The following is a 13,988-nucleotide window of genomic DNA, read 5'->3' as shown; positions in this document are numbered from 1 at the left end:
GGAGCTTGCTCCCGTTCGATTGCAGAGCAATCGTAAAATCGTTTCGCGAACCAGCCCGCCCCCGCAAGGACCGTGGAGACGGACGAATATGAGCGACTTCAACACCCTCGAACTGCTGACCGACCCCCGTGGTTTTGCCACGCTGTGGCTCAGCCGTGAAGAAAAGAACAACGCCTTCAACGCCGAAATGATCCGCGAACTGATCCTCGCCCTCGACAAAGTCGCGAGCGATGCCAGCCTGCGATTTCTGATCGTGCGCGGTCGCGGCAAGCATTTCAGCGCCGGCGCCGACCTGGCCTGGATGCAGCAATCGGCCGAACTCGATTACGCCACCAACCTCGACGACGCCCGGGAACTGGCGGAGTTGATGTACAACCTGGCCAAGCTGAAAGTTCCGACCCTGGCGGTGGTGCAAGGCGCAGCCTTTGGTGGCGCGCTGGGCCTGATCAGTTGCTGCGACATGGCCATCGGTGCCGATGACGCGCAGTTCTGCCTGTCGGAAGTACGCATCGGCCTGGCACCGGCGGTCATCAGCCCGTTCGTGGTCCAGGCTATCGGCGAGCGCGCGACACGTCGTTATGCGCTGACTGCTGAGCGCTTCGGCGGGCAACGGGCGCGGGAAATCGGTCTGTTGTCGGAGAGCTATGCAAGTGCCGAGCTGGAACAGAAAGTCGAGCAATGGATCGACAATCTGCTGCTCAACAGTCCGGCCGCGATGCGCGCCAGCAAGGACTTGCTGCGTGAAGTCGGCGACGGCTCACTGACCCCGGCGCTGCGCCGCTACACCGAAAACGCCATCGCCCGCATTCGCGTCAGCCCCGAAGGCCAGGAAGGCTTGCGTGCCTTCCTGCAAAAACGTCCGCCGAGCTGGCAGGCCGAATCCACCAAGGAGCCCCGCTGATGAGCGCACCTGTCCTCACCACCCTGCTGGTGGCCAACCGTGGCGAAATCGCTTGCCGGGTGATGCGCACCGCCAAGGCGCTGGGCCTGACCACCGTGGCCGTACACAGCGCCACCGACCGTGACGCCCGGCACAGCCGCGAAGCCGACATTCGCGTCGACCTGGGTGGCAGCAAAGCCGCCGACAGTTATCTGCAGATCGACAAACTGATCGCCGCCGCCAAAGCCAGCGGCGCCCAGGCGATTCACCCCGGCTATGGCTTCTTGTCGGAGAACGCCGGGTTCGCCCGCGCCATCGAAAACGCCGGCCTGATTTTCCTCGGCCCGCCGGCCTCGGCCATCGACGCCATGGGCAGCAAGTCCGCGGCCAAAGCCTTGATGGAAACCGCTGGCGTGCCGCTGGTGCCCGGTTATCACGGCGAAGCCCAGGACCTGGAAACCTTCCGCACCGCCTGCGAACGCATCGGCTACCCGGTGCTGCTCAAGGCCACCGCGGGTGGCGGCGGCAAAGGCATGAAAGTGGTCGAGGACGTCAGCCAACTGGCCGAAGCCCTGGCCTCGGCCCAGCGCGAAGCGCAATCGTCGTTTGGCGACTCGCGGATGCTGGTGGAGAAGTACCTGCTTAAACCACGTCACGTGGAAATCCAGGTGTTCGCCGACCAGCACGGCAACTGCCTGTACCTCAACGAACGCGACTGCTCGATTCAGCGCCGTCACCAGAAAGTCGTCGAAGAAGCGCCAGCACCTGGCCTGAGCCCGGAGCTGCGACGCGCCATGGGCGAAGCCGCTGTGCGTTCAGCGCAGGCCATCGGTTATGTCGGTGCCGGCACCGTTGAGTTTTTGCTGGATGCGCGGGGCGAGTTCTTCTTCATGGAGATGAACACCCGCCTGCAAGTAGAACACCCGGTCACCGAAGCCATCACCGGCCTCGACCTGGTGGCCTGGCAGATTCGCGTGGCACGCGGCGAAGCGTTGCCGATGACGCAAGACCAGGTGCCGCTGGTGGGGCACGCGATCGAAGTGCGGTTGTATGCCGAAGATCCGGGCAATGACTTCCTGCCGGCGACCGGTCGCCTGGAGCTGTATCGTGAATCCGCCCAGGGGCCGGGGCGTCGAGTGGACAGCGGTGTTGAAGAAGGCGATGAAATTTCGCCTTTCTACGACCCGATGCTCGGCAAGCTGATTGCCTGGGGCGAAGATCGTGAACAGGCGCGATTGCGCCTGTTGAGCATGCTCGACGAATTCGCCATTGGCGGATTGAAGACCAACATCAATTTCCTGCGGCGCATCATCGGTCACCCGGCATTTGCCGCTGCCGAACTCGATACCGGCTTCATTGCGCGCTATCAGGAACAGTTGCTGCCGACGCCGGCGGAACTCAGCGATGATTTCTGGCAGGCCGCCGCCCAGGCGTTTGCCCAGAGCCAGCCGCCTGCAACCCGCGCCGATGACCCGGGTTCGCCGTGGGCGGCGCGCAATGGCCTGCGTGCCGGTTTGCCGAGAGCAATCACCCTGCACCTGAGTTGTGAAGGCCAGGACCGGGCGCTCACGCTGGGCGACATCGATGCCCACAGCGCTCGGCTCAAGGGCGAGCAGCTGCTGACCGAGCAGGCTGGTGTGCGCCGTCAACACCGCGCAATACGCCGTGGCGAACAGGTGTATTTGCAATGGGATGGCGAGTTGCGCCGCATCGAGGCTTACGACCCGATCAGCGCCGTCGAGGCCAGCCACAGCCATCATGGCGGGCTGACCGCACCGATGAACGGCAGCATCGTCCGCGTGCTGGTGGAGGCCGGGCAATCGGTCGAAGCCGGGGCGCAATTGGTGGTACTGGAAGCGATGAAGATGGAGCACAGCATTCGCGCGCCCCATGCCGGGGTGATCAAGGCGCTGTATTGCCAGGAAGGCGAGATGGTCAGCGAAGGTAGTGCACTGGTCGAACTGGAAGAAGCGTGAAATGAAGATCGGTCCTACGCATCGCGAGGACCGATCTGATCAGAACCTGGCAGTTGCCTGAACCACTACGCCGATGATTCGACAATCTTCGGCGTACAGGGCTTTCGGATACGTCGGATTGAGCGGCACCAGATAACGCTGCCCGCCCTCTTCGATGAGCTTGCGGAACGTGGCTTCGGCGCTGTCCGGCCACCGGGCAATGACCAGTTTGCCGGGCACCGCTTCCACCGCCGGGTCCACCAGGATCAGCATGCCTTCCGCAATACTGATACCAGTGGGTGCGGTCATCGCATCACCTGACACTCTCAACCAGAATGCCGGTCCCTGCGCGTGATAATCGGACAATTCAAAGTGCCCTTTCCCATACACCGCGACCTCGCCATCGCGCACTTCGGCAGGTTCGCGCCAGTCACTGACCGGGTAGCGGAAGTACGGATTGTACTTCTGTGTCAGAGGGATTTCGTCGTCCGTTGACGCCTGCGGTTCCCGGATTACCAGCGCCACTTCGAGAAACTCAAGACCCAGCGCCCGCAGGACACGGTTCATGTCTTCGATGCCGGGTTCACGACGTTTGTTGAGCCAGTGGCCAATGCCGCCCTGGGACATCCCGAGGCGCTCAGCGAGTATCTCTTGAGTGATTTTGAGTTCACTCATCTTGGCCTTGACCAATTCAATCCATTTATCCATGTGCGGCACGATACGTGGACGACTCCGGCCATCAAAACACAAATTGTAGTATTTAAATTATCGTCACAAATACATTTCGTACTAGGATCGATTCACGGATCTGAATCCAACACGGAGCTTGCCATCACCATGAACCCACCCGCCAATGACCTGTCGGACATGCAAATCGACACCACCCTTACATCGCCCCAGGGCTCAGCGGCGGCACAACGCGCGCTGGACTATTACTTGAAACCAGCTATTTCAGAGGAAGTGACCGAACCGCGTTTTTTTGATGTGAACCGCAACATCACCGGCGAAGAGGCGCTGGTCCATGCTTTGGACCTGTTGCGCTGTGCTGCCGCCACCGCGTCCGAATCAGCCAATCACCTGCAAGGCGCAAACCGCGACCTGGCATTTTCGACGGTGCACATGATCGACATGGCCAAGGCGATGGTCGATCGATCGCTGGAGAAGTATGAAAACTGTTGAAGTGAGAACGCAAATCGAGAAGACAGGAAAGAATTTTCCTATCGAGCAAGTAAAAACGATTGACTTGCAAACGAGAATGATTACTATTGCATTATCTGGTCGCGAGATCAGTCGATGGACCAGGTGACCTTAGGTCGGTCTCCTGGACTATCTCCTCATCAGGCTAAACACGGTTTTTGACCCGGCTTTTTGCCGGGTCTTTTTTTGCCAGTTTTTCTGGCTTTGGCTTCAGGCTAATGAAGTCTTTGGGTGCCGAAAATTCGATGGCGCGGATGATATCAAAAGAATTCCAGTTGGCAAGAAAAGCCCGGCATCATTGGTTCAAACCAACGACAGATAGCACTTGAGAATCAGTCGCACACTCTCTAAGCTGCGGCGGCGTCAAGGAGGACGCCCCCAACTCCTCGCCCCCTCTCCTGCTCTTCAATACACCGCTATATGTGAGTCCGCTCGTGGCTCTGTCCCACCGCATAACACACCGGTTTCAGGATCGCGCAAGATAATTTGCCCACGCCCGTAACTGGTGAGATCGCATGCCACCTCAACCTCGTGCCCGCGACGCGCCAGCGCCGCCGCCATATCCCGCGAAGCGTCCTGCTCAATGCCCACCTTCATGTCCCCCAACCATTGCCAACGCGGTGCGTCCAGCGCGGCTTGAGGGTTGAGTCCGAAATCCACCAGATTCATGACCATCTGCACATGCCCTTGCGGTTGCATGTAGCCGCCCATGACACCAAAGGGGCCCATCGCTTCACCATCTTTTGTAAGAAACCCTGGAATGATGGTGTGGAAGGTCTTTTTGCCAGGCGCCAGGCAATTGGAGTGCCCGGGATCAAGGCTGAACTCTTCACCGCGGTTTTGCAGGGCGATACCGCTGTCAGGCAACACCACGCCGGAACCAAAGCCGTGGTAGTTGCTCTGGATGAACGAAACCATGTTGCCCTCCCCATCGGCGGTGGCCAGATAGACCGTGCCACTGGCGTGGGGATCACCCGGCAGGGGCGCCACGGCCTGTTCACCAATCTGCGCCCGGCGATGAGCGCAATAGTGATCGCTGAGAAGATCGTCCACCGCCACCCGCATGTGCACCGGATCGGTGATGTAGTGCAAACCATCGCTGTAGGCGAGTTTCATGGCCTCGAGTTGACGATGCCAGGTCTGCTGGCTGTCGCGATGATCGAAGTCAAAGCCCTCGAGAATCTTCAACGCCATCAACGCCACGAGTCCCTGACCACTCGGAGGAATCTCCCAGACGTCGACACCACGATAGTTGACCTTGATCGGCTCAACCCACTGGGCGCTGTAGTCCTGCAAATCACTGGCGCGCAGATAGCCGCCGGTGGCCCGCGAATGCGCATCCAGCCTCTGCGCCAGCGCACCACGATAAATACTTTCACACTCGGTGGCGGCCAATTCGCTCAAGGTTCGTGCCTGGGCCGGGTTACGGAACAGCTCGCCGGCGCGGGGGGCACGGCCTTCGATCAGGAAGGTCTCGAACCAGCTCTCAAGCACGTCGCTACGGTCCGGGGTGAAATCCTCCAGCGCGGCTTGCCACTGCAAGGCCACCACTGGCGAAACGGGAAATCCGTCCCGCGCCAGACTGATCGCCGGTTGCAGCAAGTCCGCAAAGGGCAGACGACCGAAACGCCGGGACAATTGCGCCCAGGCCGACGGGCAGCCAGGAACAGTGACAGGCGTCCAGCCATGCAGCGGCATTCTTTCATGACCGGCCGCTTTCACTGCCTCAATGCTCAGGGCTTGCGGGGCGGCGCCGTTGGCAGCCAGGCCGTGCAGTTTGTCTTGGGTCCAGACCAAGGCAAAAGCGTCACCACCGATACCACAACCGGTGGGCTCGACCACCGTCAATGCTGCTGCCGTGGCGATGGCCGCATCGATGGCATTGCCGCCGCGACGCATGATTTCAATTCCGGCTTCGGCCGCCAGCGGTTGCGTGGCGGCGACCATGCCGCGCTTGGCGAAAACGCTTTGACGTTGTGAGGTGTAGGGATACTCGTGGGCAGATAACTTGAACATGGCAGGACTCACACAAAAGTAATGTTCATAAAAACCTGTAGGAGCGAGCCGGCTCGCTCCTACAACACGCGACTGAGAAAGGCGCGGGTACGGGCGTGCTTCGGCTGGCTGAAGATCTGCTCGGGTGGCCCCTGCTCGATCAGCTCGCCTTGATCGAGGACCACCACCCGATCGGCCACTTCGCGGGCAAAGCCCATTTCGTGGGTGACCACGACCATGGTCATGCCCTCCTCGGCCAACTCCTTCATGACTTGCAGCACTTCACCCACCGTCTCCGGGTCAAGGGCGCTGGTGGGCTCGTCGAACAACATCGCCTGGGGTTTCATGGCCAGCGCCCGGGCGATGGCCACCCGCTGCTGCTGCCCGCCGGACAGCATCGATGGGTAGTGATCCGCCTTCTCGGCCAGCCCGACCCGCTTGAGCAACGCCTGCGCCTGCTCCACCGCTGCCGCGCGAGGCACGCCGAGCACATGGATGGGCGCCTCGATGATGTTTTCCAGGGCGGTCATGTGCGGGAACAGATTGAAACGCTGAAACACCATGCCGATGTCCCGGCGCTGACGCGCAATGTTGCGCTCCGAGTCCCGGACCAGGCTGCCATCGGCGCGGGTGCGGTAACCCATGGGCTGGCCGCTGACACGGATTTGCCCGGACTGAATGTCCTCAAGCAGATTGATGCAGCGAATAAAGGTGGTTTTGCCTGAACCAGAGGCGCCGATCAGCACCACCACTTCACCCCGTTTCACTTGCAGCGAAATGCCCTTGAGAATTTCCAGGTCACCAAACGACTTGTGAATATCCAGCGCTTCGATGACCAGCTCTTCACTCATGTGCGCCATCTCAACGCCCTCTCAACAGTTTCATGGTGTTGCGACCGAACATGCGGCTGGCGGCCGGAGCCGGACGATCGGACTGGCCGAAGCGTGTCTCCAGCCAGCGCTGGAAAAAGCCCCAGAGCGTGGTCAAGGCCAGGAAGTAAATGGCAACCACCAGATACAACTCGAACACCCGGAAGGTCGCCGAGGTCACCATTTGCGTGCTGAGCAACAACTCCTGCACGCCGATCACGCTGACCAGTGTGGTGTTTTTCAACATCACGTTGAACTCGTTGCCCAGCGGCGGAACGATGACCCGGAAGGCCTGGGGCAACACGATACGGCGCATCAACTTGGGAAACGTCATGCCCAGGGACCGCCCGGCTTCGTACTGGCCCTTGTCCACCGCGCCGATACCGGCTCGAATGATCTCGGCCATGTACGCGCCTTCGTTGAGGCCCAGAGCGATGATCGCCGCCTGAATGTTGCCGGGCACGATGAACCAGCCGAGGTCCAGGTCTTCGAAGCGGAAAATCCCGCCCGCCGCCAACGCCGTGTACAGAAACACGATCTGCACCAGCAGCGGCGTGCCGCGCATCAGCCACACATAAAAGCGCACCGGGTATTGCAACAGCGGGTTACTCGACAGCTTCATCAACGCTGCGATCAACCCCAGTACACAGCCGAGCAACATCGCCGACACACTGATCAGGCACGTTAGCCACAATCCCGTCAGGTAGACATCACTGGGCTGTAACAGGTATTGCCAGAACACATTCCAATTGAAGTTCATCAGGTTCGTCCTCAGTCCAGTTTGTCGCTGCCGACATGCCATTTACTGAGGAGCGCTTCGTAACTTCCGTCGGCGCGCATGCCTTGCAAGACTTCGGTCAATGCGACGGTCAATTGCGGATCACTTTTGCGCACACCGAAACCGGTCAGGATGCGGTTGAAAGCAGGCACCGCTGATTGAAACAAGTCAGGGGCCAGTTGCTGGTAATGACCGGCAGACTCGACCGTGGTGCCGAAAGCGTCCACCTGGTTGATGCGCAAGGCCTGGAACGCATCGGCGTCGACGTTGTAGACCACCAGCTTCATCGGTGCCTTGCCGGCCGCTTCGAGTTTTTCGTTCTCTTTGCCCAGCAGCACGCGGATGGTTGAACCATTACTGACCGCGACCTTGAGCCCCGATAGATCTTCCAGCGTGTTCACCGATTTCGGATTGCCTTTGGGCACCACGATGGACTGGCTGGAATACATGAAGTTGACGATGTCGATCACTTCACGGCGTTCGGGTTTGTCGAACAATTGATCGACGATCATGTCGCACTGCTGCGCCAGCAGCGCCGGGATCAGCCCGGCGAACGGAGAGATCCGCCATTCGACTTTTTTGTCACCCAGGCGCTGGGCAATCGCCTCGCCCATATCCACCTGAAGTCCGACCGGTTTTTGCTTGAGGTCAAACGACACCAGCGGTGGCGAATCCATGCCGGAGCAATAGACGATCTTCTCGCTCTTGCTTAACCGCTCGGGAAGTTCAGGCGCCGCCAGCGCCCATTGCGAGCAGAGGCTTAAGGAAAGGACAGCAGCTAACGCGCAAGGCTTGTACATGGCAATACTCCAGGTGGCTGCAACGAATGTCCGGTAGGAGCTGCCGCAGGCTGCGATCTTTTGATGTTGCTTCTGAAAAGATCAAAAGATCGCAGCCTGCGGCAGCTCCTACGGGAAATGTGTTTGTTCTTCTATTGATGAGCCTCAAGAAACTGAATCAGACGCGGAATCGTTCCTTCGATGTGCTCGCACACCACCGCCGCCGCTTTATCCGGATCGCCGGAACGCAACGCGGCCACGATCGAGGCGTGTTCGTCCCGGGCACTGCGGGGCTTGTCGGCGTGTTGCAGCCACAGGCGCATGTGCGGCTCGATCACCGAGTACAGCGCCGAAATTTGCCGCATCAGGCGCGGGCGTTCACTCAGGCTGCACAGGTATTCATGGAAGGCGCGATGACGGCTGACCCACTCGGCACCGTCCTCGCGGTAGTCGTCCATCTCGTCGAGCAGACGCTCCAGATGGCTGAAATGGCGCTCGGTCATTTTGCTGACAGCCACCCGGATGGCGAGCCCCTCAAGGGCACTGCGCATCTCGAACACTTCACGCATTTCGTCGATGTTCAGACCCCGTACGATGGCGCCGCGATTGGGCCGCAACGTCACCAGGCCGTCGGCATCCAGACGACGGAACGCTTCGCGCACCGGCATGCGGCTCATGCCGATTTCACCGGCGATGTCCTCGGCGATCAGCCGTTCGCCGGTGCGGTAACGTCCTTTGCAAATGGCTTCCAGGAGAAAGTTGTAAGCCTCCTCCTCAGCAGTAACAGGCTGGCGCTCGGTATAGGCAGGGGCGAATTTCATCAGTGCACCTTTTGTATTTTTGTATCCAATTATCCATAAATCCAAAAAAGCACATTGCGTGCCAGATTCAGCGCATCGATTGCAGGTATTTGATTGCATTGATGTATCAGCCATCACGACGGCTGGTTGCAGACAAGGGTATTGATCCGGAACGAGTTGAAATGCCCCATCCTGTCACCTGAAGGCTTCAAAACGGTGCTGGTGGTAACACGGATGATCGCTACGCTTGGTTGGAGGACTTCGTAGCAAACCTTGAGTCGCAAAGTGAACAGGCGTCTTGGTGGTGAGACGGTTTTTCTGCGCTCCTAAGGCCCTGCACTTGCGTGTAAAGTGGCCGCCATAAAAATCTTGATCAGGAACCCAACCGTGGCTAAATCCTCCCTCGACATCAGTGCCAATTTCGACAGCGGCAACATCCAGGTAATCGATGTCAGCGACCCGCTCAAGCCCCTGCTGGCGATCCGCCCCGATACCAAAAGCAACCATTTCCAATGGTTCCACTTCAAGGCCAGCGGCCTGCATGTTGGCCAGGAACACTGGTTTCGCCTGAACAATGCCAGCCAATCCTCCTATAACAAAGCCTGGACCGGTTATCAGGCGGTGGCGTCCTACGATCACGTCAACTGGTTCCGCGTACCGACCATTTTCGAAGGCGACTGCCTGCGTTTCAGCCTTGAAGCCGAGCAGACCCACGCCTGGTTCGCCTACTTCGAACCCTACAGCCGCGGCCGCCACGACTGGCTGGTCGAGCAGGCGCTGACCAAGGCCGGCACCGAACTGTTGGCCACCGGCAAAAGTGTCGAAGGTCGAGACATCCAGTTGTTGCGCAAAGGCACTGGGGCCGAGGGCCGACGCAAGGTATGGATGATTGCCCAGCAACATCCGGGTGAACACATGGCCGAGTGGTTCATGGAAGGCGTGATCGAACGCCTGGAAAAACACGACGACCCTGTGCTGAATAAACTACTGGCCAGCGCCGACCTGTACCTGGTACCGAACATGAACCCGGATGGTGCCTTCCACGGCAACCTGCGCACCAACGCCATGGGCCAGGACCTCAATCGCGCCTGGCAAAGCGCCAGTCAGGAAATCAGCCCGGAAGTCCTGTTCGTTCAGCAGCAGATGGAAAAATACGGCGTCGACATGTTCCTCGACGTCCATGGTGACGAGGAAATCCCCCACGTATTCACCGCCGGTTGCGAAGGCAACCCTGGTTACACGCCGCGAATCGAAAAGCTTGAGGAACACTTCCGCAGCCATCTGAAGCACACCACCAAAGACTTCCAGACCAAGTACGGCTACGCCCGTGACGAACCGGGCCGGGCCAACATGACGCTGGCCTGTAATAGCGTCGGGCAGAAGTACGACTGCCTGTCGTTGACCCTGGAAATGCCGTTCAAGGATCACGACGATCATCCGAACCCGTTGACGGGCTGGTCGGGCAAGCGGTCGAAACAGTTGGGGAAGGATGTGTTGACCACCGCGGCCGAGATGGTTGATAGCCTGCGTTGATTGCCCTTTAAGATCAAAAGATCGCAGCCTGCGGCAGCTCCTACAGGGAAACGTATTCCAATGTAGGAGCTGCCGCAGGCTGCGATCTTTTTTCGCTCGGCTATTATCCGCGATCCTTGCCCCGCAACATGCTGTCCAGCACCTCATCGCGACGCACCCAACCGTGAAACAACGCCGCCGCCAAATGCAGTAACACAGTCAGAAACAGCAGATACGCCAGATACCCGTGCGCCTTGCGCAAAAACGCAAACACCTGCGCGTTCGCCGGCACAATCGACGGTAGTAGCAATGAACTGCTGAGCATGACCGGCTCGCCCGACGCCGAAATCATCGCCCAGCCCAGCAGCGGCAGAACCAGCATCAAGGCGTACAGCAACACATGCGACGCCTTGGCCGCTCGCGCCTGCCAACCCGGCAAGTCCGCCGGCAATGGTGGCTGTGTGGTGGAGAAACGCACCACCAGGCGCACGATCACCAACAGCAAAATCGCGATGCCCAAGGGTTTGTGCAGATGAATCAACCATTCATGACGCTCGGACACCGAGGCGACCATGCCGGCGCCGATAAACAGCATCGCAATGATCATCGGCGCCATCAGCCAGTGCAGCAGGCGCGCCAGCGGGGCGAAGTGGTTCGGTTGGTTGCTCATTGCTGGGCCTCCTGTTTGGCGGCGGGCAACTGGCTGACTTCGCTGGTGCGACGCAGGTAGGAATTGGCGTAAGCGGCTGAACGGGTGGCGAGCAACGGGTCGTTGGAACCTTCGATCCCGGCCGGCAACACCAGCGGATCATAGTTGATGTCACGGCATTCACCGTTGAGTTGCGGTTGAGTCTTTTCAAGCACCAGGGTGCCAGCGTTCAACACCTTGCGCCCTTCGGGCCAGGCCTTGCTGGCGTCGTTGACCGGATCGCCGGGGTTGGCCAGGGTGATGTTCAACTGCCAGCGCAACGGGCCGGCGGCGATTCGCTGAATCAGGTCTTTCTCCAGGAAATCATTGCCCTCCGGTGCTGTGCCCCCCGGTGCATCCTGGGCCAGTGGCACCATGTTCCAGCGCACGGCCTGGCGTTGGCCGGCCGCGTTGACCAGGTAGAACGCATTCACGCTGTTGTAGTTTTCGGTCACGTAACTGGCCGACGGCTTGGCGGTCTTGATCCAGGCCCGGAACGGTGCGGCTTCCGGGTGCGAAGCAAAAAACGCCGATACCGTGTTGGGGTCCGGTTTGCCGGTGGCCGGGTCTGGCGACTGGGCTTTTTGCAATTGATAGAACGCCTCGGGCGTGCCCACCGGGAACACCGGCATGCTGTTCATCCCGGTGCGCCACTGCTGGCCGTTGGCCTGAGTGAAGCGCAAGGCCATGCTGCGGATCGGCGCGGCACTGTCCGGCGCGTTTGGGTTACCGGCCCCCAAGGCGAAACGCCCCACCACCGGTGTCCGTGCTTCGTTGAACACTTGAGCGGTGGAATAGCTGCGCGCTTCAAGGCTGCTCTCGAAATGCCCGATCACGCACACGCCTTTGGAATGGTTGCGACGGAAACCCGGATGCACGCCGTTGTTGGCTTCCAGCACGTTGATCAGTTTTTTCGGGGTCAGGCGCTGTGGGTCCAGGGTGCCGTTGACGTAGGCAAATGCCGCAGCCACTGCGGCAACGACCACGGCAATGCCAGCCAGACGCAATGTCAGGCTCGCCGCACTCAAGGGTGGCCGGGGGGGCGGTGATGATCGATCTACCATGAAAGACTCCAGGGCCATCGGCCACAAGTGAGAAGAATCAAGCAGACGAACCGCACGCAGGTTTATTCCCACATGCGGTGTTTATTTTTTCTGACGTGGAATAACCTCCGGTACCGGACGTCTTCCTAGTTCCAAGCGTAGCGACTAGTCAGAGCTTCATGAACGATATCGACGAACAACTGAGGGAAATCATTCCAGGATTGCGACGGTTTGCCGTGTCGTTGACGCGCAACACCAGCAGCGCTGACGACCTGGTGCAGGCGAGCCTGGAGCGGGCATTGTCGAGTTGGAGCGGTAAACGCGCCGAGGGCGACTTGCGCGCCTGGCTGTTCTCGATTGTCTATCGGCAGTTTCTCGATGCGCACCGCCGCTCCCGACGCTATGCGCGCATGCTTGAATTCTTCATCGGGCGTGACGATGCCCAGCCCTCGGTGGAGCGCACCGTTATCGCTCAATCGACCCTCAGCGCTTTCGACCGACTGCCCACCGAGCAACGTGCGCTGCTGCTCTGGGTGTCGGTGGAAGGCCTGAGCTACAAAGAAGTCGCCGGGATTCTCGACGTCCCCATCGGCACCGTGATGTCCCGCCTGTCCCGGGCTCGCCAGGCCCTGCGCCAACTCAGTGATGGCGAAATCAACCGCCCTTCCCTGCGGAGACTCAAATGATCAGCATGCCCCCCAGCGAGCGTGACCTGCACGCCTACGTCGACCACCAACTGAGCGACGCCGACCGACGCCTGGTAGAGACTTTTCTGGCAAGCAATCCGCAAATGTCTGCGCAAGTGCGCGCCTGGCAACTGGACGCCCAGCAACTGCGCGCGGCCCTCAGTGGCGCCTTGCAGCAACCGGTCAATCCGAACCTCGATCCAGCCGTGATTCGCCAACACCTGAAACGCCAGTCCCGTCGGCATCTGGCCAGCGCGGCGGTGCTGTTGATCGCGGTCAGCGTCGGCGGTTTCAGCGGTTGGCAAGCACGGGAAATGACCCTGGTCAGCGCCCCGGCACCGATGGCCGACGCTATGCAGGCCTATCGCCTGATTGCCCAGCAAGGCATCCTGCCGGCCGATTACAAAGTCGGCGCGGACGGCGATATGCAAGGCTGGCTCGACCGTTACTTCACTCAGGCCAATCGCCTGCCCGACCTTTCGGATGCCGGTTTCAAACCGGTCAGCGGGCGCCTGCTGAGCACCGAGCAAGGCCCGGCGGCGATGGTGGTCTACGAGAACCAGGGCGGGCAGAAAGTCAGTTTCTACGTACGCCCGCCAGGGCCGAAAAACTTCCTGCTGCCCAGGGGCAGCCGTAGTGATGGCGGCCTGCAGGCCGAGTATTGGTCCGGGAGCGGCTACAACTATGCGATGGTCAGCCCGACGGATACGCCGGCGGCGCGGATGTTGAGGCAAACCACCCGGTTCTGATAGATCAAAAGATCGCAGCCTGCGGCAGCTCCTACATTTGGAATGCATTTCCCTGTA

General features: G+C 60.0%; 14 protein-coding genes. 6 read left to right on the top strand and 8 right to left on the bottom strand.

Features of this window, described 5'->3' with window-relative positions; all coding sequences use genetic code 11:
- Positions 1-88 precede the first annotated feature (88 nt).
- Positions 89-901, top strand: coding sequence for a gamma-carboxygeranoyl-CoA hydratase (locus tag KW849_RS16780; RefSeq protein WP_218430447.1), 813 nt, complete (start codon positions 89-91; stop codon positions 899-901).
- Complete coding sequence (locus KW849_RS16775) at positions 901-2,856, top strand: acetyl/propionyl/methylcrotonyl-CoA carboxylase subunit alpha (protein ID WP_218430446.1); 1,956 nt, start codon at positions 901-903, stop codon at positions 2,854-2,856. The genes KW849_RS16780 and KW849_RS16775 overlap by 1 nt, the downstream gene beginning before the upstream one ends.
- Before the next feature lie 39 nt (positions 2,857-2,895).
- Here the strand turns inward: KW849_RS16775 and KW849_RS16770 are convergent, their stop codons facing one another.
- Entirely contained in the window at positions 2,896-3,543 is a 648-nt protein-coding gene (locus tag KW849_RS16770) for a LexA family transcriptional regulator (protein ID WP_218430445.1), read from the bottom strand.
- 129 nt (positions 3,544-3,672) lie between these two features.
- On the opposite strand from KW849_RS16770, the gene KW849_RS16765 reads away from it, so the two are divergent.
- On the top strand, positions 3,673-4,014 hold the full coding sequence (locus tag KW849_RS16765) for a DUF6124 family protein (RefSeq protein WP_218430444.1): 342 nt from the start codon (positions 3,673-3,675) through the stop codon (positions 4,012-4,014).
- A 423-nt stretch (positions 4,015-4,437) separates the two neighbouring features.
- Here KW849_RS16765 and KW849_RS16760 read toward each other — a convergent pair whose 3' ends face one another.
- The 5 genes from KW849_RS16760 to KW849_RS16740 form a co-directional block, all read right to left on the bottom strand.
- Positions 4,438-6,048, bottom strand: a complete 1,611-nt coding sequence (locus KW849_RS16760; protein ID WP_218430443.1) for a gamma-glutamyltransferase family protein — start codon at positions 6,046-6,048, stop codon at positions 4,438-4,440.
- 59 nt (positions 6,049-6,107) lie between these two features.
- On the bottom strand, positions 6,108-6,887 hold the full coding sequence (locus KW849_RS16755) for an amino acid ABC transporter ATP-binding protein (protein ID WP_218430442.1): 780 nt from the start codon (positions 6,885-6,887) through the stop codon (positions 6,108-6,110).
- Between the two features lies 1 nt (position 6,888).
- Positions 6,889-7,656: an amino acid ABC transporter permease gene (locus tag KW849_RS16750; protein ID WP_218430441.1), complete on the bottom strand. Its 768-nt coding sequence runs from the start codon at positions 7,654-7,656 to the stop codon at positions 6,889-6,891.
- Between the two features lie 11 nt (positions 7,657-7,667).
- Positions 7,668-8,474: an ABC transporter substrate-binding protein gene (locus tag KW849_RS16745; protein WP_218430440.1), complete on the bottom strand. Its 807-nt coding sequence runs from the start codon at positions 8,472-8,474 to the stop codon at positions 7,668-7,670.
- Between the two features lie 131 nt (positions 8,475-8,605).
- Positions 8,606-9,274, bottom strand: coding sequence for a GntR family transcriptional regulator (locus KW849_RS16740; protein ID WP_218430439.1), 669 nt, complete (start codon positions 9,272-9,274; stop codon positions 8,606-8,608).
- 366 nt (positions 9,275-9,640) lie between these two features.
- Here KW849_RS16740 and KW849_RS16735 point away from each other — a divergent pair, with 366 nt between their 5' ends.
- Positions 9,641-10,786, top strand: a complete 1,146-nt coding sequence (locus KW849_RS16735; protein ID WP_218430438.1) for a M14-type cytosolic carboxypeptidase — start codon at positions 9,641-9,643, stop codon at positions 10,784-10,786.
- Positions 10,787-10,889: 103 nt separating this feature from the next.
- On the opposite strand, the gene KW849_RS16730 is transcribed toward KW849_RS16735, so the two are convergent.
- Positions 10,890-11,435, bottom strand: a complete 546-nt coding sequence (locus KW849_RS16730) for a cytochrome b (protein WP_218430437.1) — start codon at positions 11,433-11,435, stop codon at positions 10,890-10,892.
- The gene (locus tag KW849_RS16725) at positions 11,432-12,517 is read right to left on the bottom strand and encodes a catalase family peroxidase (protein ID WP_218430436.1); all 1,086 of its coding nucleotides are present in this window, start codon (positions 12,515-12,517) and stop codon (positions 11,432-11,434) included. The genes KW849_RS16730 and KW849_RS16725 overlap by 4 nt, the downstream gene beginning before the upstream one ends.
- Positions 12,518-12,675: 158 nt before the next feature.
- Between KW849_RS16725 and KW849_RS16720 the strand changes: the two genes are divergently transcribed.
- The gene (locus KW849_RS16720) at positions 12,676-13,182 is read left to right on the top strand and encodes a sigma-70 family RNA polymerase sigma factor (RefSeq protein ID WP_218430435.1); all 507 of its coding nucleotides are present in this window, start codon (positions 12,676-12,678) and stop codon (positions 13,180-13,182) included.
- Complete coding sequence (locus KW849_RS16715) at positions 13,179-13,931, top strand: anti-sigma factor (RefSeq protein ID WP_218430434.1); 753 nt, start codon at positions 13,179-13,181, stop codon at positions 13,929-13,931. Before KW849_RS16720 ends, KW849_RS16715 begins: the two co-directional genes overlap by 4 nt.
- The last annotated feature ends 57 nt before the right edge of the window (positions 13,932-13,988 follow it).

The sequence above is a fragment of the Pseudomonas sp. PDM26 genome (genome assembly GCF_019219185.1).
In the GTDB taxonomy this organism is placed as follows: Bacteria; Pseudomonadota; Gammaproteobacteria; order Pseudomonadales; family Pseudomonadaceae; genus Aquipseudomonas.
The sequence above is the reverse complement of the archived record's forward strand: the minus strand, read 5'-3'. Positions and strand labels throughout refer to the sequence as shown.

Excerpts from the sequence above, each read along its gene's own strand:
- KW849_RS16715 (WP_218430434.1), top strand. The coding sequence starts at position 13,179 with ATGATCAGCATGCCCCCCAGCGAGCGTGACCTGCACGCCTACGTCGAC.
- KW849_RS16775 (WP_218430446.1), top strand. The coding sequence starts at position 901 with ATGAGCGCACCTGTCCTCACCACCCTGCTGGTGGCCAACCGTGGCGAA.
- KW849_RS16770 (WP_218430445.1), bottom strand. The coding sequence starts at position 3,543 with ATGGATAAATGGATTGAATTGGTCAAGGCCAAGATGAGTGAACTCAAA.
- KW849_RS16725 (WP_218430436.1), bottom strand. The coding sequence starts at position 12,517 with ATGGTAGATCGATCATCACCGCCCCCCCGGCCACCCTTGAGTGCGGCG.
- KW849_RS16780 (WP_218430447.1), top strand. The coding sequence starts at position 89 with ATGAGCGACTTCAACACCCTCGAACTGCTGACCGACCCCCGTGGTTTT.
- KW849_RS16740 (WP_218430439.1), bottom strand. The coding sequence starts at position 9,274 with ATGAAATTCGCCCCTGCCTATACCGAGCGCCAGCCTGTTACTGCTGAG.
- KW849_RS16765 (WP_218430444.1), top strand. The coding sequence starts at position 3,673 with ATGAACCCACCCGCCAATGACCTGTCGGACATGCAAATCGACACCACC.
- KW849_RS16730 (WP_218430437.1), bottom strand. The coding sequence starts at position 11,435 with ATGAGCAACCAACCGAACCACTTCGCCCCGCTGGCGCGCCTGCTGCAC.
- KW849_RS16745 (WP_218430440.1), bottom strand. The coding sequence starts at position 8,474 with ATGTACAAGCCTTGCGCGTTAGCTGCTGTCCTTTCCTTAAGCCTCTGC.
- KW849_RS16755 (WP_218430442.1), bottom strand. The coding sequence starts at position 6,887 with ATGGCGCACATGAGTGAAGAGCTGGTCATCGAAGCGCTGGATATTCAC.
- KW849_RS16760 (WP_218430443.1), bottom strand. The coding sequence starts at position 6,048 with ATGTTCAAGTTATCTGCCCACGAGTATCCCTACACCTCACAACGTCAA.
- KW849_RS16750 (WP_218430441.1), bottom strand. The coding sequence starts at position 7,656 with ATGAACTTCAATTGGAATGTGTTCTGGCAATACCTGTTACAGCCCAGT.
- KW849_RS16720 (WP_218430435.1), top strand. The coding sequence starts at position 12,676 with ATGAACGATATCGACGAACAACTGAGGGAAATCATTCCAGGATTGCGA.